The 21,900-nt window shown below is 68.9% G+C and carries 22 protein-coding genes and 6 pseudogenes; 13 read left to right on the forward strand and 15 right to left on the reverse strand.

Translation table 11 applies throughout. The features are described 5' to 3' along the window. Window positions 1-86: 86 nt before the first annotated feature. Window positions 87-848, forward strand: a complete 762-nt coding sequence (locus tag ACZ7N4_RS32695) for a TetR/AcrR family transcriptional regulator (RefSeq protein ID WP_471365763.1) — start codon at window positions 87-89, stop codon at window positions 846-848. A 489-nt stretch (window positions 849-1,337) separates the two neighbouring features. On the opposite strand, the gene ACZ7N4_RS32700 is transcribed toward ACZ7N4_RS32695, so the two are convergent. Then, window positions 1,338-1,886, reverse strand: coding sequence for a GNAT family N-acetyltransferase (locus ACZ7N4_RS32700; RefSeq protein WP_471365766.1), 549 nt, complete (start codon window positions 1,884-1,886; stop codon window positions 1,338-1,340). 277 nt (window positions 1,887-2,163) lie between these two features. Between ACZ7N4_RS32700 and ACZ7N4_RS32705 the strand changes: the two genes are divergently transcribed. Further along, entirely contained in the window at window positions 2,164-2,610 is a 447-nt protein-coding gene (locus ACZ7N4_RS32705; protein WP_471365771.1) for a hypothetical protein, read from the forward strand. Here ACZ7N4_RS32705 and ACZ7N4_RS32710 read toward each other — a convergent pair. After that, on the reverse strand, window positions 2,607-3,392 hold the full coding sequence (locus tag ACZ7N4_RS32710; protein WP_471365774.1) for an SDR family NAD(P)-dependent oxidoreductase: 786 nt from the start codon (window positions 3,390-3,392) through the stop codon (window positions 2,607-2,609). The genes ACZ7N4_RS32705 and ACZ7N4_RS32710 overlap by 4 nt on opposite strands. A gap of 175 nt (window positions 3,393-3,567) precedes the next feature. Between ACZ7N4_RS32710 and ACZ7N4_RS32715 the strand changes: the two genes are divergently transcribed. The 3 genes from ACZ7N4_RS32715 to ACZ7N4_RS32725 all read left to right on the forward strand — a co-directional run bounded on the left by ACZ7N4_RS32715 (window position 3,568) and on the right by ACZ7N4_RS32725 (window position 5,815). Then, window positions 3,568-4,236, forward strand: a complete 669-nt coding sequence (locus ACZ7N4_RS32715; RefSeq protein WP_471365778.1) for a TetR/AcrR family transcriptional regulator — start codon at window positions 3,568-3,570, stop codon at window positions 4,234-4,236. 415 nt (window positions 4,237-4,651) lie between these two features. Further along, window positions 4,652-5,143: a hypothetical protein gene (locus ACZ7N4_RS32720; RefSeq protein ID WP_471365783.1), complete on the forward strand. Its 492-nt coding sequence runs from the start codon at window positions 4,652-4,654 to the stop codon at window positions 5,141-5,143. A gap of 501 nt (window positions 5,144-5,644) precedes the next feature. Then, window positions 5,645-5,815: a DUF5670 family protein gene (locus ACZ7N4_RS32725; protein ID WP_011113206.1), complete on the forward strand. Its 171-nt coding sequence runs from the start codon at window positions 5,645-5,647 to the stop codon at window positions 5,813-5,815. A 311-nt stretch (window positions 5,816-6,126) separates the two neighbouring features. Here ACZ7N4_RS32725 and ACZ7N4_RS32730 read toward each other — a convergent pair whose 3' ends face one another. Next, the gene (locus ACZ7N4_RS32730) at window positions 6,127-6,327 is read right to left on the reverse strand and encodes a hypothetical protein (RefSeq protein ID WP_471365791.1); all 201 of its coding nucleotides are present in this window, start codon (window positions 6,325-6,327) and stop codon (window positions 6,127-6,129) included. Window positions 6,328-7,604: 1,277 nt separating this feature from the next. Then, window positions 7,605-8,069, reverse strand: a pseudogene (locus tag ACZ7N4_RS32735) (helix-turn-helix domain-containing protein); the annotation flags it as partial. A gap of 431 nt (window positions 8,070-8,500) precedes the next feature. On the opposite strand from ACZ7N4_RS32735, the gene ACZ7N4_RS32740 reads away from it, so the two are divergent. Further along, a complete protein-coding gene (locus ACZ7N4_RS32740) occupies window positions 8,501-9,409 on the forward strand; it encodes an ADP-ribosylglycohydrolase family protein (protein ID WP_471365796.1) in 909 nt (302 codons plus the stop codon). An 11-nt stretch (window positions 9,410-9,420) separates the two neighbouring features. On the opposite strand, the gene ACZ7N4_RS32745 is transcribed toward ACZ7N4_RS32740, so the two are convergent. Then, window positions 9,421-9,918, reverse strand: coding sequence for a hypothetical protein (locus ACZ7N4_RS32745; RefSeq protein WP_471365802.1), 498 nt, complete (start codon window positions 9,916-9,918; stop codon window positions 9,421-9,423). Window positions 9,919-10,022: 104 nt separating this feature from the next. On the opposite strand from ACZ7N4_RS32745, the pseudogene ACZ7N4_RS32750 reads away from it, so the two are divergent. Beyond that, window positions 10,023-10,139 (forward strand): annotated as a pseudogene (locus tag ACZ7N4_RS32750) (IS5/IS1182 family transposase); the annotation flags it as partial. A 69-nt stretch (window positions 10,140-10,208) separates the two neighbouring features. Then, window positions 10,209-10,632, forward strand: a pseudogene (locus tag ACZ7N4_RS32755) (transposase); the annotation flags it as partial. Window positions 10,633-10,767: 135 nt separating this feature from the next. Here ACZ7N4_RS32755 and ACZ7N4_RS32760 read toward each other — a convergent pair. From ACZ7N4_RS32760 to ACZ7N4_RS32775, 4 genes and pseudogenes are all read right to left on the reverse strand, one after another. Next, window positions 10,768-10,929, reverse strand: a pseudogene (locus tag ACZ7N4_RS32760) (DUF5670 family protein); the annotation flags it as partial. A gap of 262 nt (window positions 10,930-11,191) precedes the next feature. Then, window positions 11,192-11,968 (reverse strand): hypothetical protein, encoded by a 777-nt coding sequence (locus ACZ7N4_RS32765; protein ID WP_471365804.1) that lies wholly within the window; start codon window positions 11,966-11,968, stop codon window positions 11,192-11,194. An 81-nt stretch (window positions 11,969-12,049) separates the two neighbouring features. Continuing rightward, window positions 12,050-12,370 (reverse strand): MafI family immunity protein, encoded by a 321-nt coding sequence (locus ACZ7N4_RS32770; protein ID WP_471365807.1) that lies wholly within the window; start codon window positions 12,368-12,370, stop codon window positions 12,050-12,052. Between the two features lie 221 nt (window positions 12,371-12,591). Continuing rightward, on the reverse strand, window positions 12,592-13,305 hold the full coding sequence (locus ACZ7N4_RS32775; protein ID WP_471365811.1) for a TetR/AcrR family transcriptional regulator C-terminal domain-containing protein: 714 nt from the start codon (window positions 13,303-13,305) through the stop codon (window positions 12,592-12,594). Between the two features lie 105 nt (window positions 13,306-13,410). On the opposite strand from ACZ7N4_RS32775, the gene ACZ7N4_RS32780 reads away from it, so the two are divergent. Together ACZ7N4_RS32780 and ACZ7N4_RS32785 are read left to right on the forward strand one after the other, a co-directional pair. Further along, window positions 13,411-14,646, forward strand: coding sequence for an FAD-dependent monooxygenase (locus tag ACZ7N4_RS32780; protein ID WP_471365814.1), 1,236 nt, complete (start codon window positions 13,411-13,413; stop codon window positions 14,644-14,646). Between the two features lie 655 nt (window positions 14,647-15,301). After that, complete coding sequence (locus ACZ7N4_RS32785) at window positions 15,302-16,849, forward strand: AMP-binding protein (RefSeq protein ID WP_471365819.1); 1,548 nt, start codon at window positions 15,302-15,304, stop codon at window positions 16,847-16,849. Between the two features lie 186 nt (window positions 16,850-17,035). Here the strand turns inward: ACZ7N4_RS32785 and ACZ7N4_RS32790 are convergent, their stop codons facing one another. Together ACZ7N4_RS32790 and ACZ7N4_RS32795 are read right to left on the reverse strand one after the other, a co-directional pair. Continuing rightward, complete coding sequence (locus ACZ7N4_RS32790) at window positions 17,036-17,842, reverse strand: class I SAM-dependent methyltransferase (RefSeq protein ID WP_471365822.1); 807 nt, start codon at window positions 17,840-17,842, stop codon at window positions 17,036-17,038. Next, window positions 17,781-18,341, reverse strand: a complete 561-nt coding sequence (locus tag ACZ7N4_RS32795; RefSeq protein ID WP_471365827.1) for a hypothetical protein — start codon at window positions 18,339-18,341, stop codon at window positions 17,781-17,783. The genes ACZ7N4_RS32790 and ACZ7N4_RS32795 overlap by 62 nt, the downstream gene beginning before the upstream one ends. Window positions 18,342-18,430: 89 nt before the next feature. Here ACZ7N4_RS32795 and ACZ7N4_RS32800 point away from each other — a divergent pair, with 89 nt between their 5' ends. Together ACZ7N4_RS32800 and ACZ7N4_RS32805 are read left to right on the forward strand one after the other, a co-directional pair. After that, a complete protein-coding gene (locus ACZ7N4_RS32800; protein ID WP_471365832.1) occupies window positions 18,431-19,054 on the forward strand; it encodes a DUF4352 domain-containing protein in 624 nt (207 codons plus the stop codon). 67 nt (window positions 19,055-19,121) lie between these two features. Further along, a complete protein-coding gene (locus ACZ7N4_RS32805; RefSeq protein WP_471365838.1) occupies window positions 19,122-19,238 on the forward strand; it encodes a type I-E CRISPR-associated endoribonuclease Cas2 in 117 nt (38 codons plus the stop codon). On the opposite strand, the gene ACZ7N4_RS32810 is transcribed toward ACZ7N4_RS32805, so the two are convergent. The 3 genes and pseudogenes from ACZ7N4_RS32810 to ACZ7N4_RS32820 all read right to left on the reverse strand — a co-directional run bounded on the left by ACZ7N4_RS32810 (window position 19,208) and on the right by ACZ7N4_RS32820 (window position 20,777). After that, the gene (locus ACZ7N4_RS32810) at window positions 19,208-19,669 is read right to left on the reverse strand and encodes a hypothetical protein (RefSeq protein WP_471365843.1); all 462 of its coding nucleotides are present in this window, start codon (window positions 19,667-19,669) and stop codon (window positions 19,208-19,210) included. The genes ACZ7N4_RS32805 and ACZ7N4_RS32810 overlap by 31 nt on opposite strands. 86 nt (window positions 19,670-19,755) lie before the next feature. Continuing rightward, window positions 19,756-20,115: a Scr1 family TA system antitoxin-like transcriptional regulator gene (locus tag ACZ7N4_RS32815; protein ID WP_471365883.1), complete on the reverse strand. Its 360-nt coding sequence runs from the start codon at window positions 20,113-20,115 to the stop codon at window positions 19,756-19,758. Next, a pseudogene (locus tag ACZ7N4_RS32820) lies at window positions 20,028-20,777 on the reverse strand (transposase). Before ACZ7N4_RS32820 ends, ACZ7N4_RS32815 begins: the two are co-directional and overlap by 88 nt. A 208-nt stretch (window positions 20,778-20,985) precedes the next feature. Here ACZ7N4_RS32820 and ACZ7N4_RS32825 point away from each other — a divergent pair. Beyond that, window positions 20,986-21,426, forward strand: coding sequence for an HIT family protein (locus ACZ7N4_RS32825; protein WP_471365885.1), 441 nt, complete (start codon window positions 20,986-20,988; stop codon window positions 21,424-21,426). 53 nt (window positions 21,427-21,479) lie between these two features. On the opposite strand, the pseudogene ACZ7N4_RS32830 reads toward ACZ7N4_RS32825, so the two are convergent. Then, window positions 21,480-21,851 (reverse strand): annotated as a pseudogene (locus tag ACZ7N4_RS32830) (transposase); the annotation flags it as partial. Window positions 21,852-21,900: the final 49 nt, after the last annotated feature.

Raw genomic sequence — 21,900 nt, forward strand, 5'->3', positions numbered from 1 at the left:
CCCTGATGCAACGGGATGGCGCGGTGTAAGGTCAACCGCGTTGGCATAAGGGTCGCCGCCGCGGCGGTGGAGAGGGCGTGGTCCGCATGGCCAAACAGGTGGTGCCGGAGTCGGCGCGGCGGAGGCGCCGGCCGACCCGGCAGGGCACCGTGCTGTCGGAGGAGCTGATCGTCGAGACCGCGTTGCGGGTGCTGCGGGAGCACGGCACCGCCGGCCTCACCGCCCGCCGCCTGGGCACCGCCCTCGGCGCAGATCCCAGTACGCTGTACCGGTACTTCTCGGGCCTGGACGATCTGACCCGGGCCATCGGCGAGGAGCTGATGGGACGCGCTCGGGACAACTGGACCGCCACCGGTGGCTGGCGGGCCGACCTGCGCTCGCTCGGGCTGGCCATCCACGCGTCGTACCTCGCCCACCCGCAGGCCGCTGCGCTGACCGCGAGCCGGGTCACCGGCCGGCCGCGGGAGATCGCGCTGGACGAGACGATCCTCGGCATCCTGCGCTCGGCCGGCTTCCCGGACACCGCGTCCGTCCGCATCTACCACGCCTTCATCGACCTCAGCCTGGCCTTCGTCGCCCTCGACGCCGGAGCGCTCGTCCTGACGCAAGAGGCCCGGACCAGGGACGAGGAGATGTGGACCTCCACGTACGCGCGACTGCCCGCCGAGTCCTACCCGAACATCGCGGCGACCGCCCGTCTGCTGGCCGCCCGCATGCCGCACAGCGCCTACCCGGTCGTCCTGGACGCCCTGCTGGACAACGCCGCGCAACACTTGGTTGCCGGCGAGCAAGCAGGCGGCACTCGGGCTGACGACAACTGCGGGCAGGCACGGAAACCCTCGTGGTAGGTCCGGCGCTGCCGTGCATCGCCGCAAACTGAGCAGGTGAGTCCGATCAACGCCGCGACACGTCAGGACTCCCTCTCTCGCATGATCCATTCGCTGCCGGTGACATTCCCGGCGTGCTCCGGACACCGAGGACTGCCACCGGGCCCCGTCCCCTGATCCTCATGGGACACGGTGGCGGTCGGCACAAGAAGGCCCCAGGCATCATGACCGCGCGTACCACTTCGTGGCGGAGTCCGGACTCGCGGTGACGGCGGTCGACGTGCCCGGCCACTTCGACCAACCGAAAGTCGAAGACCACGACCGGATCGCCACCGAGAACCAGGCCGGCGTGGACGCCGGCGAGGAACTGGCGCCACTGCTCGCCGACTTCCAGGGAAACGCTCATCACCTGGGCCGCGATCACCCTCATGACCCGTCGCCTCAACGGCAAGCGAACCCGCCAAGCCCCGCCCATTACACGGCTGGACCGGCCGGCACAGGCCCTACTTGCTACTCGTCAGCAACCCGGGGCGCCCGCTCGCGCCACTCATCTTCGAGGATGCTGAACATGTCGGAGTCTCGCCAGCCATCCCGGATCAGCGCGGTGTGACGATGACGTCCTTCCCACGTCATGCCAAGCTTGCCGAGAACCCGTGCTGAGCCGATATTGCGCGGGTCGCAGGTCGCGTAGACGCGGTGCAGCCGGAGATCATCGAACCCTCGCGCGAGTAGTTCCTCTCCAATCGCCGTTCCCACGCCCTGTCCCCAGGCCCGAGGATGCACGACATAGGTGATCTCGCCTTGCCGTTGCCCTCGGTTCCGGACGTGCAGCTCACCCATGCCGACCACGTCACCCCCTACGCGCGCTGCATAGGCGAACCGCTGCTGAGGTGAGCGTTCCCAGGCCTCGACCGCGGTCGCCAGGAACGTGCGGGTCTCCTCTTCGGTGTTCGGTCCCCAGGCCTGGAAACGGCAGACCTGAGCGAGGGAAGCCCAGGAGTGGACAGCTCGCCAGTCTGCGAGCCCGATTCTGCTCAAGGAGACGGCGAGTTGAGCCACGATCCGATCTTGCCAGATGCAGTCGCGCCGGCCGATCGGCATGGGCTACGAGTTGACCCCGACGCAGGTCATCCCGATCATGGACGAGGACTTGAGCGACCCGCCGCTGCCGAACCCAGAAGGCCCTCACCCTTTCAAGCACCCAGCACGCGTGTCACCACGTCCCGGGACAGCACATCCCGATCGACGCGTTCGTCCCCCTGGAGTCGGTCGACCCGATTCGGATCACCGACGGCCCCCATCTGCAGCCGCCCGGCGAGGAGAGGCCAAGCCGTACATGTGCATGGCCCTGACCGTGGTCGCCCCGGTCACCCTGGCGCTGGTGCCGGCCGCGGCGCCGGTGTGGGTGAGCGCCCTGCTGTTGGTCCCGGTGGGCATGGCCGGCCCGCTGGTCAGGCCCCCGACCACCGCTGTCCTGCTGGACCGTGTGCCCGCCGAGCAGGCCGGGACCGCCGGCGGCGTTTTCCACACCAGCCGCCAGATCGGCGCGGCGCTGGCCGTCGCCGTCTTCGGCGCCCTGATCTCCGGCACATCCGGATTTCAGCACGGCCTACGGGTCGGTCTCGCTCTTGCCGTTGCTGTCGCCCACCTGGCCACCCTGGCCGCCAGGAGCCCGGGCTCTTCCCGACGCAGGGCCGGTGGGCCGGCGGCCGAGACAGCCGGCCGTCGACCGGAAGCTGCGAGGGGTGAGCCTGCCGGTCGGCGGATCCCGCTGGTCGGCTAGAACATCCCGCCGTCGATCTGGAGGGTGCGGCCGGTCATGTAGGCGGCGTCTTCGCTGGCGAGGAAGGCGTACGCGGCTGCGATCTCGACGGGGTCCGCGAGGCGCCGCAGCGCCACCTGCACGTCCAGCCACTCGGACATGGCCTGCTTCCCGACCTGCTGGGGGTGCTGGTAGCTGGCTCCGTGTTCGGCGGCCATGTCGGTGGCCGTTCCGCCGGGGGCGATGGCGTTGATGGTGATGCCGCGCTGTCCGAGTTCGGCCGAGAGGTTGAGGACCATCGCTTCCACGGCGGCCTTGGACGCTGCGTACAGGGTGTGTCCGAAGAACGCCTTCGATGCGCTGACCGAGGAGGTGAGCACGATTGTGCCGCCTGTGCGCATGTGGGCGGCGGCGTGCTGGGCGGCGAAGAGCTGGCCGCGGGTGTTGACGGAGAAGACGCGGTCGAAGTCGGCCGGGGTGATGTTCTCCAGTGCGTCGAAGTGCTCCACGCCCGCGCAGGAGGCCAGGACGTCAAGCTGTCCGAACTCGGAGACAGCCCGGTCGATCAGGGTTTCCGTCTGGTCGGGATTGGCTACGTCCGCACGCAGCGCCATGGCCTTGTGGCCCTGGGCCGCCAGTGACCGGACCAGTTCATCGGCGGCTCGCTGGTTGCCGCGGTAGCCCACGACAACAGCTGCTCCTTCGGCCGCCAGGCGAGTGGCGACCGCCGCTCCGATGCCCCGGCTGCCTCCCGTCACCACCGCCACCTTGCCCGCGAAGCGCTTGTCGTCCGCTGTTGTCATGAGGGGTTTCCTTTCGCATATCCGGCCGGTGGGCGGGCGCCCATTCCACCGAATGGATGGTGCGCCGCGTCGCCTGCACAGCGACACTACACCTAAGTGAAGGAAATCCTTCACTTAGGCTGGGGGCGTACCCTCGACACGCCGCAGACGATGAGAAACAGCAGAGGTGGATACGGTGGCTGCCAGCACTCCGAGCGGACCGCCGGCCCCGCGCCTGCGGGCCGACGCCGCGCGCAACCGAGCCCAGATCCTGGCCGCGGCCCGCGCAGCCTTCCGCGAGTCGGGGACCGCCGTACCCTTGGACGAGATCGCGCGCCGCGCGGGAGTGAACATCGCCACCCTCTACCGGCGTTTCCCCGACCGCGACGCCCTCATCACTCAGGTGGTGGTGGACGGTTTCAGCCTGGTACTCGACGCGGCTCGGGCAGCGGCCGACACGGCGCAGACCGATCCGCTTGCGGCCTTGCAGTCCTTCCTGCAAAGCATGATCGACAACCGCGAACTGCTGTCCCTGCCACTCATCGGCGGGCCCATGACGAACGATCCTCATGCCCGCGACCTGCAACAGCACATTGCCGCCGCTCTGGAAGAGATCCTCGCCGCAGGACGCAGCGCCGAGGTGCTCCGGCCTGACATCACCGCGGTGGACCTCATCGCCACCGCCGCGCTGATCTGCCGCCCCCTGCCCCACCTGCCACCCGAGCAGGCTGCCACTCTCGCCACACGGCATCTCTGCGTCTTCCTCGACGGCCTACGCCCGGAGCACACCCGCACCCTGCCGTCACCACCCACCCACGAAGAGATAACGGCTCACCTCTTCACCGAAGAGACGACCGCCCCGTAGACACAGGATGCGCTGGACGTAGGCTCCGATGACTCAGACGGGCCACGCCGACCTCCGCCGTCCGTGCGCCGGCCGAAGCGCCGCGGGCTTCGCACCTCAGGCTTGCGGCGGCGTCGCGCCGGGCAACTCCCCGGAGAAGACCCGGACATCCCGTGCACCCCGACGTCGCTGCTCCGCGAGACGACAGCCTGTTTCCGCTCATCAACTGGCTCTCTATCGTGATCCCGTGACGACGAACGACCCGTGGCGACCCCTGTCCGAGCGGGCCAGCGCTGCTGCGCCGGCCCTGCGAACTTCGGTCTCCGGGGCGCTGGAAATCCAGCTCCGGCGATGAAGCCATCGCGCGATCAGCCAGGACTCCACTGTCCTAGCCCATCGCGCGATCAGCCAGGACTCCACTGCCCTGGACCGCATCGTGCTGCGCTGCGACCTGCGCGAGTCCCACCGGTGCCGGCGGCACGAGCTGGTGGAGGGGAGAGAACCGCCGGACGACTGGGAACCGGAGGTGGACCATCTTGCCTACTGCACGCCCGCAGCGGCACTGCCGGACGTCATCGACGCCTGGCTGCACCTGACCGCGCCCTCCGCATCCGTCAAAACGCTGCCCGTCCTTCCGAACCAGCCCGTGACCAAGCTGGACATGCTCGTGGCGGCCATGGCTGGGACGGGCGAATTGCAACCTCGTGTCCAGCTGCGCCGATCGCTGCAACGCCTGCTGGACGATGGCAGGTCTGCGTACAGCCTGCGTGCCGACCAAGGGAGCCTGCGCCAGCGCGTCGACCCGACGGTGGAAGCACTCGTCGAAGCTGCCGTGACAGGCGCGGACCAGGACCCGGCACGCGGGCGGCCGGCGCTCACCTGCACCGGGCCTGGGCGGCCGCGTACGCGTTGCATCCGGATCCCGTGAGGGCGTACAGCGAAGCGATCAAGGCCGTCGAAGCCGCAGCGCACGCGACGGTCGAACCGAACAATCGCGAAGCCACCCTGGGCTCCATGATCAAGGTTATGCAGAACACCCGGCCTGACGGGCGCAAGAGCTTCTCCTGGAAGGATCACCGCGAGTCGGGTCCGCTTCCCGGCCCGGGTCGGTGGGTTGGTCGGCAGTGAAGACGACGTTCGATGCGGACGATGACGCGGAACGTTTCGCCCCGGTAGACCAAGCGCTGGCGCGCCGCGCAGACCAGGCCCTGGCCTCGCCTACCGCCTTCACTGCTCTGGCGACACTTCCTGCCCCAGGCCCGCACACCGCGGTTGGCGAAGCGCTCTGCGCGGCCTGAGGAATGGGGCCGGGGGAACCAGCCCTGGCACGCGGCGCCCGCCTATGCCCCGTGCCTCGCGGAAATAACTCCCGCTTGGCGGGCTTGTCAGCCTGACGTAAGGGCATCTGGTGGCCAGGAGGTTGATAACAATGGTTCCCCTGCTTCTGGTTCTTCTTCTGGCTCTGATCCTCTTCGGTGCGGGTTTCGCGCTGAAGGCACTTTGGTGGATCGCGGTGATCGTGCTCGTCGTGTGGCTGCTGGGCTTCGTCGTCCGTACCGCGGACAGCGGCGGCCGCAAGGGCCGCTGGTACCGCTGGTAGACGTCGGACACACCCGGCGCGAGGAACGAGCCGCGTGCGAGAAGTGAGTGGGGCCCGGCCGATACGGCCGGGACCCACTCGCGTAAGGAGAGGTGCCGCGCTGGCGGTTGGGAGGGATAGGGCGTATCGGGCGCATCGCAGGGTACGTGAGTGATGCACCGGCCCTGCGGGCCCAGCAGTGGAACCCTGCTCCTCCTGTCTGCCAGGGCCGGTGCGTACGGCTCCGGTGATCGCGCTGTGATCCCCTGCCCGCTGCGGTGCGGCAGCGGGCGATTCGCTGTGTCCGCCCGGGCCGCAGTCCCCGGCATCGCTCAGGACAAAGCGATGGTCCCCTGCCGCTCGGCATTCACCAAACCGGCGAGTGGGGAGGCAAGCGCTACGTCAAGGACCAGATCCGCCGACCCCGCGCGGATCTCGCCGCGTACCTGACGGATGCGGTCCGCGCCCGGCGGCAACCACGCATGCGCGAGCAGGCCCCGCCGCCAGACCGCCACCGTCACCGGCCTGGTCATCTGCACTCACGCCCTGTTCGGGTTCACCGCCGCGCCCGGTATCACCGACGACGCTCGATCCGTCACCTCACCCTGGCCCTGCCCCCCGGCCCACGCCTGCTCCTTGCCCAGCAGGCATGCGCCAATGCGGACCGGCTGCGCACCCTGGCCGCTGAGGCTCTGGGGGAGGTGTACTCCGTGACGGCAGCCGTCGCGTGGTCGGCCTGCTGGTGGAGTTCACCGACGTTGAACAGCTCGGCTTCGACTTGTGAGATCAGCGCGGGTGATCCGGTCCCGGCGACCTATGAGCCGAAGCACGATAGGCGCCATAAGGCGTGCTTGTGTCACCGAGGGCCGTCTGGGGGTGAGCCGGGTGGTTGTCAGCACCGGGGGGCGGTGGCCGGCAACTACGGAGGCGACGCGGAAGAGGGCGCCGACGGCATAGGCCCAGGGGGCGGACAGGGTGATGGCGACGATGCAGAAGACGGCGCCCAAGGCGGCGAGGGACGGCGCCTCAAGCGGCTTGACGCCCAGCACGGTGAGCCGCTCCTGCTGCTCGGTCGACAGCTGCGTCCAGGTGGGCCGGCTGCTTCCGTCGCTCCAGCTATCGCCCGATGTCGTCGCCGTCCATCAGCACGCCGGGCGCGATCTCGGGCAGGCTGCCAACAGCGTCGACCAGGTCAGCGAGCACCCGGTAGTGGCGTTGCCAGTCCAGCGTCCACGGGCAGTGGGTCCGGGTCGATCTCCGTCAGCTGCGCCGCGCGCCCCGCCGCCCGCTTCGGGCCCTTGCCGAGATCGTTCCTCGCGCCCTTTCGCCGGAGGTTGGCCAAGTGCTCCCCGATGGGCGCCATTGCCTCGCCTACATCCCACACCGCCTCCTGACGCGGCGCGAGGTGCCCCGGTGTTTTCGTTTCCCGCCCGCCACCGCAGCAGGGCCTGGTAGCCCTCCAGCCACACCAGCGACTCCGGCCGGAAGGCCTGGGTGCGCAGGAACGCCGCGATGGTCGCCGCGTTCGGGGGAGAGGAGAAAGCCGCCCGTCGAACGGGCCGCCGACGAGCACCAGGAGCATGCTGGCCCCCGCGCGCGAACGGCCGGCGGAGCGGTTCCCGGTCGCCGTTCCTTGGGCGACCGGGGGCAGGACCCATAGCGAGTTATGGATCGCTGAACCCAGTAACGCCCCGGCCGTCGTACTCGCTGCGAGGTGACGTACGCCGCCGAGGCCCTCGGTTAACAATTCCTTAGCTTGTCATTTCACGTCCAGCTCCGAATGGGCGAACCTGTGATCACTTTCCGAGTGCCCGCGGCCGGCCGGCGGCCGGCGGACCTGGATCTCGGTGGCGTCCAGGCGCAGCTCGACGCCTTCGGCCTGGGCATAGGCAAAGACATCTGTCAGCGTTCGAAACCACAGGCCGGGACGGTCGGGAACCGCGCACCCCCGCTCCGCCAGGAGCGTGCGCACCTCTCCGATCGCCCGGCTGACGGTGGACCGGTCGACGCCGAACAGCAGCCCCAGCACCGAGTGCGGCAGGTCGTGCCGCAGATGCATCAGCGTGGCCACCAGCCGGTCAACGAACACCAGCTGATGACGGGCGCCGGCACCTTCGGCTCGCTTGCGGGCCCCGCCTCGCGCAGCATGGCGACGGCCCTCGACCCCGGCCTGCCACGGCCCGGCCAACTCCTCGACCAAGCAAGCAAGATGATGCGGAGAGAGCCCCGTGAACAGCCGATGCGCCAGCACCGTCCGATTGACCGTGATCGCCACAGCGGGATCATGCCATCCACCTGACACGACACCTCACCCGCTATCACGCACCAACTCGTAAATGCCCCAAGCCGGATGGCCCGTAACACTCGGAGGGGGGTTGTGGCTCGGTTGGTGTCTGTTCTGGTCAGGACTGTTTGGCCTGTTCGGCGAGGTGGCGTCAGCGACTTCGGGTACGGAGCGCGGCAGTGTGATGGGGAAACGAGGACACCGAGGAACCGCTCATCAGCACAGGGCTGAACGTGTGCGCCCTGCTCGACCGTGTAGAGGGCACCCATCAGCTCTCCCGGGAGGAATAACGCGACTACGCGGGTTGGGGTCCGCACTGCACTACAGAGAGTTCTTTGGGCAGCCGCTCCATGGCCAGGTCAGAGGCCCGGCGGCTTCAAAAAAGGGATGTAGGAGATCCATCGCGCTGCGATACTTCGCCGATGATCAACGTGCCTACTGCTGTGCTGGACTCGTTGTACGGGCTCGCGTTCGGCGACGCCTTCGGCGACCGCTGGTTCGGCATCCTGCGCAGGCATGGCGCGGCAGCCCTGGAGGCGCGGACGCTGCCCCAGGAAGCGCTGTGGCGGTGGAGTGACGACACCGCTCAAGCGCTGGTTCTCGTCCGGGAGCTCGTCGAGGGCGGGGGCATCGTCGACCAGGACCGCCTGGCCCTGCGCCTCGCGGCGGCCTACGCCGAGGACACGCACCGCGGCTATGGAGCCTCGATGCATGACGTGCTGCGCCGAATCGATGCGGGCGAGCCCTGGCAGGAGGTGGTCGCCGGACAGTTCGGCGGCCAAGGCTCCTGGGGCAACGGCGCGGCCATGCGCGCCGCCCCGCTCGGGGCCTGGCACGGCGCCGACCTCGATGTGGTCGCTGAGCAGGCCGCCCGCCAGGGTGCGGTCTCGCACCACCACCCGGAGGCGGTCACCGGAGCGGTGGCGGTCGCCCTGGCCGCGGCGCTGGCGACCCGCAGCCGGGGCGGGCCCACGCCGGCGAGATCGGACTTCCTCCAGGCAGTCGCCGAACGACTCCCCGACAGCGACGTCCGGTCGGGAGTGCGGATCGCGGCCCGGATGCCGGAGCGCACCTCGGTTCGGCACGCCGCGGAGGTCCTCGGCTCCGGCTACCGGATGTCAGGGCCCGACACCGTCCCGTACGCCCTGTGGTGCGCGGCGGGGCACCTCGACGACCTGCACGAGGGCCTGTGGGTCACGGTCGCCGGGCGCGGCGACATCGACACTACCTGCGCCATCGCGGGCGGGGTCATCGCCGCCCGCACCGGCGTCGCCGCCCTTCCTCCTGCATGGCACGAGGCCTGTGAACCGCTGCCCCCGATCATGACGTAGTAACAGGTCTTTCATGTGGGGAGTCTGAGGCGGCCCGCCTGCGCGCCGTCGCCGCCGAGGCCTTGGAGGCGGTGTACGGGGCGAGTCGGCAGGTGCCCTCGACGGACGGCAGGGCCAGGACGGCCCGCGCGGGCCCAGGCGTCCGTCAGGGCCCGGCTGAGGTCGGGCTCGTCGTGGACGTACTGGGGCTTGGGCACGACCGTCGAGCGGCGTGCCGCCCGCTTGCCGACCGCGATGGCCTGAGCTGCGGTGGAGTGCAGATGCCTGACCTCTGCGATGAGGCAGTAGTCCGCGTCCTTGGTCACGCATGCCTGCGCGTAGGCCTCGAAGACGTCGGCGCTGGCCCAGTGGCCGCGGGCGGCCCGCTTCCAGGTACGCGGGCGAGTAGTTGGTGCGGTCGGCGAGATGGTGTAGGTCAGGCTCGCCGAGCGCCGCATGGACCGCAGGATCTGAGCGACCTGACCCAGCGCGGGAATCGTGTGATCGATCGGTGCTTCCGGGCGTCCCATGACGGCCTCAGCTCCCCGACCCGGAAGCCAGAACGGCCTTGAGCAGACGTCTCAGCAGACGTACATCGTCTTGGCGGATACTCGCGGCGCCCAGAAGCGCCACGCTGCGCGGCTCCCGCCGACTCCGGGTCCGCTGGGAACGCCAGGCCGACATTCATGAAGCCTTCCTCAAACTGGCCTGCTGCCTCATCACCCACAGGCAAGTTCAGTCATTGTGTTAACCGTTCTCATACTCCAGCAGCGGTTCGTGTCCTGAGCTGGTGGTTGTCGTTGTCCTGGGTATGGAGGGGATGACTGAAGTCGCTGACTGGGCACATGAGTTGGAGTCGGCGTTCGCCCGGGTGGCGGGCCGGTTTGCTCGGGCGGATCTGCGGTGGCGGATGCGCGACCACGTCCCCGGTCTGCTGGGGCGGGCGACACGTAAGAACGGCTGGCAGCTCGCGGAATGGGCAGGCCACCGTAACCCCGGACGGCTTTCAGCGGCTACTGAACAGCAGTGTCTGGGACGCGGACGCGCTGCGTGACGACGTTCGCGCCTAGATCGCCGAACGGCTCGGGCCGGACGGAGTGCTGATCATCGACGACATCGGGTTCATCAAGAAGGGCACCACCTCGGCCGGAGTGGGCCGGCAGTACACCAGAACCTCAGGAGAGATCGACGACTGCCGGATCGGGGTGTGCGCCGCTATGCCCCCACTGCGGGGCCGGCGCATCACTCACGTACCCTGCGATACGCCCGATTCCTCCCGACCGCCCGCATAGGAAGTGTCGTCACGCGAGTGAGGCCCGGCCGTATACGGCCGGGCCTCATCACCTTGCGCAGGGCGGCGCGCTTGTCGCGCCTGGCGTCTAGCGACTGCCAGACCAGCGGTACCAGCGGTACCAGCGGCCCTTGCGGCCACCGCTGTCCGCAGAACGGACGACGAAGCCCAGCAGCCACACGACGAGCACGATCACCGCGATCCACCACAGCGCCTTCAGCGCGAAACCCGCACCGAAGAAGAGGTGCGCTTACGCCAGGCTGACAAGCACACGCAATATGAGTTACTTCCATATGCGCGCCGTACGCTGTGGACGGTTCCGCCTGCCTCGCACCTCACGCACCGCTGACACACAGTGCAAAGGGAGGTCTTCCCGTGAGGTGCCTGCGGTCGGCGGTCCGCGCCCATACGACGAGCCCTGTTTCGCGAGCCGGCCGGAGCCGAATGCGGGCGGCAGATTCAGGGGGCCGCGCACATGGGGAACCGTGGGCAGAGCGCAGGGGCGGGCCCGATCAGTTGGCCGGCGTGTTCCGTGTCATCTCGACTGCCTCTGTGATGGCGCGTTGCCTGAGATCGCCGAACAGCTGCATTGTGACGGCGGCCAGGACGTCGTTCCCGCCAACAGTCCGCCTGTCCCCGCGGCGGTTGGACAGGGCGAGGAGGGGGTCCTTGAGCAGCGGGGCCGGGGCCGGCTCGCCCGGCACCGCCAGACTGACCGTCCCGAACCGCTTGACCCCGCCCTCACGGACGACCATGGCCGCGTCCCGGGCCAGGGCCGTCAGGAACACGCTCGCGATTCCGTCCAGGTCGCGGACCATCGCCGGGACCGCCCTCACCCCCCGGTTCCCCAGCAGCCTTCTCATCCCGGCCTCGAACCGGTGGGCACCAGCCACACCACTCGGTGTACGCGCCCCGCGGCGCTCACGAAGAGACACGAGCGCACCATCGGCGTTGCGCACCTCGCCCAACAGGCCATGGAAGGTCGGGCTGTGCAGGTACCACTCCGATCCCACCTCCACCTCGACGTTCCGGTCGATCGCCGAGATGAGGTCCTTGGGAACCAGCCTCTTCCTGGCCTCCTCGGCCGCCGCGCTTCTCGCGCCGTCGATGATCTCCGTCAGCACGGTCCGTGTAACCGACGCGGCGGTCCAGGCGGCCGGCCGGGAGACGTGCAACGAGGTCACGTCCCTGAACACCGCTTTGACGAGCTGAGGCTTGAACGGCAGGTCGGCCACGACGGAAGCGGTCTGCGGACCGCTGCGCTTGGTGCGTTGGGGTTGTGTGCTCATCCAAGAATTGTCCCCCGTCGACGACGACCGCCGGAGCCAGCTCGGATCGAACTCCTAGCCCAATGCTCCGAGGTAAGCGGGTCATTCTTTCTCGGCGTCGGCTGCGAGACGGCGGCGGCAGAGGCCGGCAGCCGTGAGGTGGGGCTTGTGCAGCGCATCGCTGCAGAGCCGCATCTCAAAAGCTGCTCGGTCGAGGTGATACCAGAAGGTGAGCGGCAGGTCGAGGTCGTCACCGAGATCGACGGGACAGTCGAAGGCGAGTCCCAGCTCGTTGTGCTGTAGGAACTCGCGCGTCACCGACAGGTCGACGATCGGCAGGACCGTCAGGTGGATGCGGGCGGCGTCGAGGTGGCCACGGGTCCGGTTCCAGCTGGCCTGAAGTGCCTCGCGATCAACGGTCATGGCGGCAGTGTCGCCGGTGCTGTTTGCGGGGTCACGCGGCTTCCACTGGTCAGCCGCCCCAGCGGATGCCCTTCTCACTACGGATGTGAGCGTGCTCGCGCCGTTGGTCGGCCGGGGGCAGTGTGTGCGCGAGTAGGACTGGTCAGCGCCAGGACGCAGCGGCTGGAGACCGCCGCCGAGGAGGCGCCACTTCAAATGAGTCACGGCTGATCTTCCCCGAGTTACCCGGCGCGGCGCGTGATCAGGGCCTCCAGACCGTCGAGGATCCGCTCCAGGCCGAAGTCCAGCGCCTGATCCCGGCCGTCCTGTGAGGCAATGGCCGTGGCGAGCGCGGGGAAGCGGTCCGCGTGCTGGTACACCAGGGGGCCGAGTACGGCCAGGAGGTCTGTCTCGGGCGAACTGCCCGGACGGGCCGCGCGGGCCTGCTCGGCGATGCTCCGGACGTGCCCGGCCAGCAGCACCGCGGCGTCCATCCGCTCGGGGCCGGTCAGCCCGTGGCCGTCCAAGGCCTCGACCACTCGCTCCAGCCAGCCGAGTTCCTTGGGGCCCATCACCCGCGGGCCGACGGTGGCGTCGAGCAGCCATGGGTGCTCGGTGAACGACCTCGTCAACTCTGCTGCCCAGTCCGTGAGTTGCTCGCGCCACCCGAGCCCTTCCACGACTGGCGGCGGTCCGCCGACCGCGGCCTCCACCATGAGCGCGACCAGCTCCGCCTTGCCGGGTACATAGCGGTAGAGCGACATCTTGGTGAAGTCCAGCAGCCCGGCCACCTTCTGCATCGAGACGGCGCCGAGGCCCTCGGCGTCTGCGATCTCGACGCCCGCCGCGGCGATCCGCGCCAGGCTCAGCGCGGGCTTCGGTCCCCGGGACGGCTTGGCGGGCGGTCCCCACAGCAGCCGCACCGCCTCGTTTTCCTCACCCAATTCCCGCTTCATCTCCGCCTGTTCCTTGCGAAACGACCTAACTGCGTCTAGCGTACACAGCCATAAATTGTGTCCGCTGGACACGGTTATTCAACAAGCTCAGATGGGGTGGTTCACGTGAGCACGAAGGTCCTGATCTCGGGCGCGAGCATCGCCGGGCCCGCACTGGCGTACTGGCTGGGGCGGTACGGCTTCGAGACCACCGTCGTCGAGCTGGCGCCCGCCTTGCGCGGCGGCGGCCAGGCGGTCGACTTCCGCGGCAAGACCCACCTGACCGTGCTGGAGCGGATGGGTGTCCTCGACGAGCTGCGCGCGCTCGACACCGGCGGCAGCCCGATAACATTCATCGACCAGCGCGGCCGCCAGATCCTCCATCTGCCGGCGGACTTCGCGGGCGGGGACGTCGAGGTCCCGCGCGGGGAGCTCGCCCAGGTGCTGCACCAGCGAAGCCTCCCACGCACCGAGTACCTCTTCGGCGACTCGATCACCGCCCTGGAGGAGACGCCCACCGGCGTCCGGGTGGCCTTCAGGAACGGCGCGCCACGCGAGTTCGACCTGGTGATCGGCGCCGACGGGCTGCACTCCAATGTCCGACGGCTCGCCTTTGGCCCAGAGGAGCGCTACGTCCGCCACCTCGGCTACTACGCGGCCACCTGGCAGTTGCCCAACTACCTGTGCCTACCGCTCGGTTCAGTCGGCCTCAACGCCCCCGGCCGGCTTGCCGCCGTCGGCTCCGACCACAGCGACCCGACCAAGGCGGGTGCCTTCTTCGTCTTCGCCTCGGCCGAACTCCGTTATGACCGCCATGACGTGGCGCAGCAGAAGAAGCTGATCCGGGACGCCTTCGCAGGCCTCGGCTGGGAGGTGCCCCGCCTGCTGGAGAGCCTGGAGCAGGCCCCGGAGCTGTACTTCGACTCGATCAGTCGGGCCGACGTCCCCGCCTGGTCCTCCGGCCGGATCGCCCTGCTCGGCGACGCCGCCTGCGGGGCCACCATCGGCGGCATGGGAACCGGCACCGCCGTGGTGGCGGCGTACGTTCTGGCCGGCGAGCTGGCCCGGGCCCGCGGCGACCACCGCACCGCCTTCCCCCGCTACGAGCGCACCCTGCGAGACTACGCCCAGGGCTGCCAGAAAGGCGGCGACCGCACCGGCCCGTTCCTGGCGCCCGGCACCGCGACCGGGCTACGGGTGCGCAACGGGCTACTGAACCGGCGTTGGATCCTCGGCAAGATGCTGAAGATGGGCAAGCAGATCAGCAGCGTCGATCTGCCGGACTACGCGGCCGGGCCGTCCAACGCCGCTGCAGTCAGTGCCGTGGGCGGACAGGCCAGCCCACGGGCAGCACGCCGATAACGGGACCACCCGGTCGCGGGCTGAGCGCAGCGCGAAGGTGAAACGTGCACGATCGAACCCTGGCCGGACAGAAGCTCTCGGTACTGAGTAACACCTGCTCTCGGTCCTCGCCGACGAAGCTATCCGCTGGCCCCAACGCGGACGGGCAAGACGGAATAGTGCACGGTTGGAATAACCCCCTCCCGCCAGTAATCCTGGCCGTGCGCTACGGCTGCTGCACGCGGGCGGAGCGCGAGGACGGCACCGGACGGTTCGAGGTCCGCGGTCGACACCTCAAGGGGGTGCTGTACGAGGACGGCAACGCGAGCGGCGAAGGAGAGGAGCGAACGGTCCCGTGGATCGTGCTGGAGCCGCCTGAAACAGGCCACGAGCAGGGCAGACGCGCCCCGCCCGCAGTCACGCCCCAACTCGTACCCCCCGCTGTCACCCGAACATGCAGCAGTCCGGCCGCGCCTCCTGACCAAGCGTGACACCGGAGTTGGTACTTTCGCCATGACGTCATAGAGTCGATACATGGTTGGCCCAGGCAACCTTTTGCCCGGCCTTCCACGCGGAGCAGGCCCGTCATGACCGAGGTCAGGAGGCGCCGGCTTCCGTCCCCCACCTATGGACGACCACCACCCGACCCGCGCTCACGGGCTCAGAAGGACCAGACATGCCGAACGCCGCCCCCCACTTCCGCAGTCATGTGGAGCACATCCTCGACGCCCTGTCGGAGAACCCCGGCAACGAGGCACTGGTGTACGGAGACCGCCGTGTCAGCGCAGGCGAGTTGCGTAGCCTGGTGCACCGGATGGCCTGGGCGATGCAGGGGCAGGGAATCGAGCGCGGCCAGACGATCACCCTGCTCAGCGGCAACCTGCCGGAAACTCTGGCCGTGCGATACGCGGCCAATCTGATAGGGGCGCGGGTCAACCACCTCTACAGCAAGCTCGCTTCGGATGTGCAGGCCGCGATCGTGCGCGATGTGGAGACCCGGGCACTCGTCGTCGATCCGCGGATGACCGACCGGGCGAGCGAGATCACCGAGTCCGTGCCGGTCAAGTCGGTTCTGGTACTCGGCCCGACCGAAACGGGTGAGGATCTGCTGGCGCTGGCCGCGGCCCAGTCCGACGAGCCCTTCGTGAGCCAGGCGCAGGCGGACGACATCTGCGCCATCCGGCACACCGGCGGCACCACCGGCCACCCGAAGGGCATATGCACCACCTACCGACAGGTGCAGGCGCAGCGCACCGCGCGCCCGCTCGACAACAACGCCGACAACAACGCAGCCTCCTCGTACCGCCAGCTCGTCGCGACCACCATCGCCCACGCGGCCGGCATGCTCACGGACGCCGTGCTCGAGGCAAGCGGTGCCGTGGTCCTGCTCGACGAGTTCGAGGCGGGGCAGGTGCTCGAGACCATCGAGCGTGAGCGCATCACCCACCTGTGGCTGCTGCCGCCCCTCCTCTACCAGTTGCTCGACCACCCCCGCATGGAGCACACCGACACCTCCACTCTGCGCCAGGTGCTCTACGGCGGCTGCCAGGCCTCTCCGGCGCGACTCGCCGACGCGGTGCGCCGTCTCGGGCCGGTGCTGATGCAGGGGTACGGACAGAACGAAGCGGGGCTGATCAGCGTCCTCTCCCCGGAGGATCACGCCCGGCCCGAGCGGCTGCGCAGCGCGGGAAGGATTCTGGACGGTGTCGAGGTCGCCATCCGAGACGCCGGCGGGAACACGCTTCCAGACGGCGAACACGGCGAGATCGTCGTGCGTTCCGCCATGGTCATGCAGGGCTACTGGAAGCAACCGCAGCTCACCGCCCAGGTCCTCCAGGACGGCTGGCTGCATACCGGTGACATCGGATACCGGGACGGCGACGGTTACCTGACCGTCGTGGACCGTCTCAAGGACATGATCGTCGTTGTCGGCGGCCATGTGTACACGACCGAACTGGAGGATCTGCTCAACAGGCACCCCCAGGTCCTGCAGAGCGCCGTCTACGGCGTCCGGGACGAGGACCGCATGGAGCGTGTCCACGCGGCCGTACTGCTCGTCCCCGGAGCCAAGACCAGTGCCGAGGAGCTCCGCGCCTTCGTGCGCGCCGAACGCGGCTCGATGTACGAGCCGGCCAGCATCGTCTTCCCCACCGAGCTGCCGCTGACGGACGTGGGCAAGCCCGACAAGAAGGAACTTCGCCGTCGAGCCATGGCCCACGCGTGAGCGTATGCACCGGGGTCGGCCGGGTTTCGAGCCCATTCGATGGTGCAGGGTGAGGAGAGCGACGACGTACGACGCATCGTGAGAGGCGCCGGCCGCGCAAGGCGTCGACCGGCCGGCGCCGCGGTCGGCGGGAACACCAGGGCACCACCACCCGCCGCCGAGGTTCGACGCCGACGCGTCCTGCTTTCAAGCCGCGGCGCGGAAGACGTACGCCGTCATCGGGGCGGTGACCGGCCCGGGGCCGAGTCGGGACGTCATCTCCGCGATGACAGCCGCCCGGACAGCTGGTCCGACGCCGCGCTCCTCAACGGCCGCGCGCACCGGTGTCCCGGTCAGGTACCCGGTGGCGAGGTCGGCGGTCGACGCGGCCCGGCCCTGAAGCGTCAGCTCCTGCTCCTCCTCGACAGTGAACCCGGCAGCCGTCAGATCGGCGACCACGACAGCGGGGTCGGCGTAGCCGTGCGGGACGGCCCGGAGGAACCGTGGTGGGTCGTCCGGGAAGGCCCGCTCCAGCCCTGCCTGCGTCGCGTCTTGGAAAGCGTGCGTCCCCAAAGGGCCCCAGGTGTTGAACAAGAACCGGCCGCCCGAGGTCAGCACCCGCCGGACCTCGGTGAAGGCCGCGACCCGGTCGGGAAAGAACATCACGCCGAACTGGCAGACCACCAGGTCGAAGCTCCCGTCCATAAACGGCAGCCGCTGCGCGTCGGCCTGCCGCCACACCGCACCCGGGGCACGGGCCGCCCCGAATGCCACCATCGCCTCGTTCAGGTCGGTGGCCGTCACTTCGGCCGAGGGCGCCGTCGCGAGCAGGCTCGCTGTCAACACGCCGGTTCCCGCTGCCAGTTCGAGGATGCGTCGAGGGTGGAGTGCCGCCGCCTTGGCGGTCAGGTCCTCGGCGAAGGGCCGGAAGACCACCGGTACGAGGTACTGCTCATAGGCCGCCGGCATGGACTCGGACCACTGCCGGTCGGCGTCGCTTCCCGTCACCCCCATGACGGTAGTGCCGCACCCGGAGACCTCTGCCCCGCCGCGCCGCCACGAGATGCAGCAGCCGGGACAGCGACGGCTCCTGCACCTTGCAGGCCGCCAAGGGTGCGAGGCGTGCCGCTCCTTGGTGGTGTGGGGACGACACGCTGCCGTCGCTGCCGGACGCCGGCCGGCGTGCCGTAACGTCATCGGGTCGGACGCCGGTCGGCTCGGTGGCCGTCTGTACGGCGCGGGCCGAGACCGGGGCGGTGACCTGGGTGCGGCCCCACATGCCGACGACGATCGTGACTGCGGTCAGGACGACGGCCTGCTTCTCCGACGACCGGTCCGGCCCGAGGCCGACGGCCAGGGCGGGGACGGCCTGGGCGAGGCCGGCCTGGGCGAGGCCGGTGACTGCGGCGCCGATGGCGTCGTGGGCGCCCCTGCGGATGATGCGCCGGCGAACGCGCGGCCAGTCCTTTGAGAGGCGGCTGGGAGGCGGCTCCTGCGCGTGCTGCCTTGCCACGCCACAGCGTCTCCATCTCCTGCATCTGTACCTTACGCTGGCGTCTCTGTGTGGCCAGGGAGAGCCACCGACTCATGGGGGGATGGACCATGCGCACCTACATCCGCCGTGCCGTTGTGCCGGCCGCGCTGCTGTCTGCCGTCGTACTGACGGGATGCTCGTCGGAGAGCGAGAACGAGACGCTTCCAGCGAAGGCACCAGCCACGCAGGAAGTGGCTCAAACGCCCGCTCAGGCGTCTTCTACGTCATCTCCGTCCCCTTCCTCCGCATCGGCGCTGAGCGTCGGCCGGACGGGCACGTACGAGGTCGGTGAAACCGACGAGCACGGGGAGAATTACAAGCCTACCGGGAAGATGAGCGTCACCTTCGTCGGGGCGAAGTACGTAACGCCGGCGGATATCGGCACGTCGAACAAGCCAAAGCACGGCCAGTACGTCGAGGTGACGCTCACGTTCCAGAACATCGGGAAGTCATCGGCTCGCGTGGAGACGTACGGCAACCTGATGTGGTCGGACTCGACGTCCGCCGGCCAGGAATCGACCACGCTGGAAGGTGTCGGCGAAGGAGACGACGTGGACACTGAATACCGGCCGGGTCAGGGCGTGACGGGGAAGTTGGTCCTCGACGTCGGCAGGCGGGGCGGCTTCGTGTACTACATGTTCACCAACGACCCTGAGGGCGCGGTGCCGTTCGTGCTGAAGCTGCCGGCCTAGAACGTCGTGCAGCCCCGTCGCAGGAGCTCTCCTCCGCGACGCTCTCAGCCGCTGGACCAGTGAGGTCGTGCCCCGCATCTTCGTCGGCAGCGTCTCCGCCCGCGTCCGTGATGAACTCTGGAGCGCAGTCACCGATACCGTTACCGGCGGTCGTCATGCGAGCGCTTCGCCTTCCGATCGATAGCCGCCGGGGCCGAATGCGGCGGCGAGCAGGGTTGGGTCGGTGAGCTGGCCGGTGTCGTCTGGCATATCGAGCCACCACCTGCCGCCCAGGAAGTGGACGACGGGCGGGCACTCCAGCAGCCACCCGGCAGGGTGCACGGTGATGCCGGCAACGTCCTCCAGCTTGTCGGCGAGACTCGGAGGAAGCAGCCACCAAGCCAGCGCGCGGTACGTGTCCGCCGGGACCGGGCCATTCGGGGCGGCGTCCATCCGGCGGAACGCTTCGAGAGAGCGGGCGAGGGATGCCTCGGCGACCCGCCAGTGCGGGCCGGCCGGGATGGCGGCCAGTCGCCCGGCACCCCACGCGCGCTGTATCGCGGCTGGGTCGGGAGCGCAGGAGAGCAGCCAGGCTTGTCCCTCGCGCGCCAGGGCGAGGGGAGGGTGTGTCGCCATGAACTGACCGTAAGCAGGGCAGTTGCGGGCCGGCGTGTCGATTGCGCGGGATTGCGCACACGGCCAGGGGCGTTGTCGGGGATTGCCTACGACAGGGTGAGGCTGGCCCGCGCGCGGGCGATCAGACGGTGGGCCTGGTGGTCGAAGACGGCGGACTCTTGCATCAGGTTCCACAGCTTGCGGTAGTGGGCGACGTCCTCCGCGGCGTCGAGCCATAGCTCGGCGTTCCAGGTGTCGGCGACGACGAGGCGTTCGTCAATGATCCAGAACCCGTGCTTCGGGGAGAACGGCGTGTGTGCGCCGAGCGGGATGATGCCGAGGGTGACGGTGTCCAGGCCGATGAACCCACTGAGCTTCTTCAGCGTTGCCGCTCCAGGGTGAGGACTGCTTTGGCGATTGACGTCATGCGGTTCGGACTGCGGCGGGATCTGCGGAAGATCCGCCAGGACTTCAAGCGGGCGACACCGCGTTCGACCGGTGCCCGTGCCGCGGCCAGAGCTCGGTTGACGGTCTTCTCGGTGGAGGTGAGTTCCTGCAGGGGCCTGCGCTTGATGCCCCTGGTCAGCCAGGGGCCGCCGCCCTGGTAGGCGAGATCGGCCAGGATGGGGACGCCCTGGCGCTCGCAGATGCGGATGATCCGATGGGTGCGGGCAGCGGTCAGGTCGTGAGCCCGGCCCGGCAGCGCGGGTGAGAGCCACAGCAGCCGGCCATCCGGATCGGTGACCACCTGCACGTTCACTCCGTGCCGGCGGTGCTTGTGGGAGTAGTCCGCGCGTGAGTCGCCGACCCGGTCGCACTCGGCGAGGGTGCCGTCCAGCAGGACGAAGTCGGGATCGGCCTCGCGCAGGACCTTCAGCAGACCCGGCGCGCGCTGGGCGAGTAGGTGGATGACCGCGCTGGTGTAGGCGTGGGCGGTGGACTCGCTGATCCCGAACCCGGCAGCGATCTTCGCCAGGGTGGTGTGTTCGCGCAGTTACACCAGTGCCACCATCGCTCGCTGGGACGGGCGGAGCTTGCGGCGCCGGTCGCCCTCACGGGTGACGATGAGCATGGTGACCCACTCCACGAGCGCATGCGGCAGGTCGAGTGCGGCAGGATAGATGACCAACGAGGCCCCTGGGCAGCATGGTTGAGACGTCAGACATCTCGATCAACTGACCGGGCCTCGCTCGTTGCACTTGGCGGGCGTCACCTGATCGGGGCCCGGCTCGAAGAAACTCAGTGACTCCATTGGGTGAAGTTCGCTCGCGCTTGTGTGCCGCTTTTGATGTGGCGAGCGGCGCGGTGTAATCGGGGCCTTAAGGGGGCGTGCTGTGATGGACGACGGATGCATCTTTTGTCCAATAGCGAGAGGTCAGGCGGACGCCAGCATCGTCCACGAGGATGACTCAGTGATCGCCTTCATGGTTCTCCAGCCTGTCACTCCAGGCCACTTGCTGGTCATCCCCAAGGCGCACGCGGTGGGACTGGACGATCTCCAGGAGGACGCCGGCGTCCAGGTCTGGAAAGTGGCGCATCAGCTCGGACGCGCACTGCGCAGGTCAAGCTTGCGATGCGAGGGCGTCAACTTGTTCCTTGCGGACGGCGAAGCAGCCTTCCAGGAAGTTTTCCATGTTCACCTGCATGTCTTCCCCCGCTTCGCAGGTGACCCATTCCGCATTGATGCTGACTGGCGCGTGCAGGAGCGAGACCAGCTCGACAAGACGGCTGCTGCCGTCCGTGGCGGCCTCGCTGCCCTCGAATCTGGCCCCCACTGACGACCATCGTTCTCCGGGTCACGGTTTCCTGTGGGTCAGCTGAGGCCCGACGCCGGTTTCCTCGGCCAGCTGGGGGTGGCGCCTATCCGGGCCAGGTGCCTGGTCATGAGGGTGGCGGCCCAGGTGATCAGCGTTTCGGAGTGCTGTACGAGCCGCTCGTAGTCCCGCGCGTGTCGACGGGCGTGCATCATCCACGCAAGACTGGGTTCGACGACCCAGCGGCGGGGCAGCACGACGAAGCCTGAGGCGTCCTTGGGAGGGCTGACCGGCTTGATCGTCAGGTTGAGGTGCTGTTTCGCCCAGTCGACGAGCTTGCCGGCGTAGGCGGAGTCGGCCCAGACGATTGTGATCTCGGGGTGCATCAGACGGAGACGGAAGAGGACTTCCTTAGTACTGCAACGGTGTTTGTGGTGACCGATGGCCAGGTCAGGGGCTGTGTCTGCGTCGTTTGTAGTGGCTGGTGCGGGCCTGGTG

It is taken from the genome of Streptomyces sp. NPDC107654, from assembly GCF_055639035.1.

Excerpts from the sequence above, each read along its gene's own strand:
- ACZ7N4_RS32765 (WP_471365804.1), bottom strand. The coding sequence starts at position 11,968 with ATGAGCACACAACCCCAACGCACCAAGCGCAGCGGTCCGCAGACCGCT.
- ACZ7N4_RS32725 (WP_011113206.1), top strand. The coding sequence starts at position 5,645 with ATGGTTCCCCTGCTTCTGGTTCTTCTTCTGGCTCTGATCCTCTTCGGT.
- ACZ7N4_RS32800 (WP_471365832.1), top strand. The coding sequence starts at position 18,431 with ATGCGCACCTACATCCGCCGTGCCGTTGTGCCGGCCGCGCTGCTGTCT.
- ACZ7N4_RS32770 (WP_471365807.1), bottom strand. The coding sequence starts at position 12,370 with ATGACCGTTGATCGCGAGGCACTTCAGGCCAGCTGGAACCGGACCCGT.
- ACZ7N4_RS32775 (WP_471365811.1), bottom strand. The coding sequence starts at position 13,305 with ATGAAGCGGGAATTGGGTGAGGAAAACGAGGCGGTGCGGCTGCTGTGG.
- ACZ7N4_RS32710 (WP_471365774.1), bottom strand. The coding sequence starts at position 3,392 with ATGACAACAGCGGACGACAAGCGCTTCGCGGGCAAGGTGGCGGTGGTG.
- ACZ7N4_RS32825 (WP_471365885.1), top strand. The coding sequence starts at position 20,986 with ATGGACGACGGATGCATCTTTTGTCCAATAGCGAGAGGTCAGGCGGAC.
- ACZ7N4_RS32790 (WP_471365822.1), bottom strand. The coding sequence starts at position 17,842 with ATGGGGGTGACGGGAAGCGACGCCGACCGGCAGTGGTCCGAGTCCATG.
- ACZ7N4_RS32745 (WP_471365802.1), bottom strand. The coding sequence starts at position 9,918 with ATGGGACGCCCGGAAGCACCGATCGATCACACGATTCCCGCGCTGGGT.
- ACZ7N4_RS32730 (WP_471365791.1), bottom strand. The coding sequence starts at position 6,327 with ATGACCAGGCCGGTGACGGTGGCGGTCTGGCGGCGGGGCCTGCTCGCG.
- ACZ7N4_RS32740 (WP_471365796.1), top strand. The coding sequence starts at position 8,501 with ATGATCAACGTGCCTACTGCTGTGCTGGACTCGTTGTACGGGCTCGCG.
- ACZ7N4_RS32695 (WP_471365763.1), top strand. The coding sequence starts at position 87 with ATGGCCAAACAGGTGGTGCCGGAGTCGGCGCGGCGGAGGCGCCGGCCG.
- ACZ7N4_RS32785 (WP_471365819.1), top strand. The coding sequence starts at position 15,302 with ATGCCGAACGCCGCCCCCCACTTCCGCAGTCATGTGGAGCACATCCTC.
- ACZ7N4_RS32705 (WP_471365771.1), top strand. The coding sequence starts at position 2,164 with ATGTGCATGGCCCTGACCGTGGTCGCCCCGGTCACCCTGGCGCTGGTG.
- ACZ7N4_RS32810 (WP_471365843.1), bottom strand. The coding sequence starts at position 19,669 with ATGGCGACACACCCTCCCCTCGCCCTGGCGCGCGAGGGACAAGCCTGG.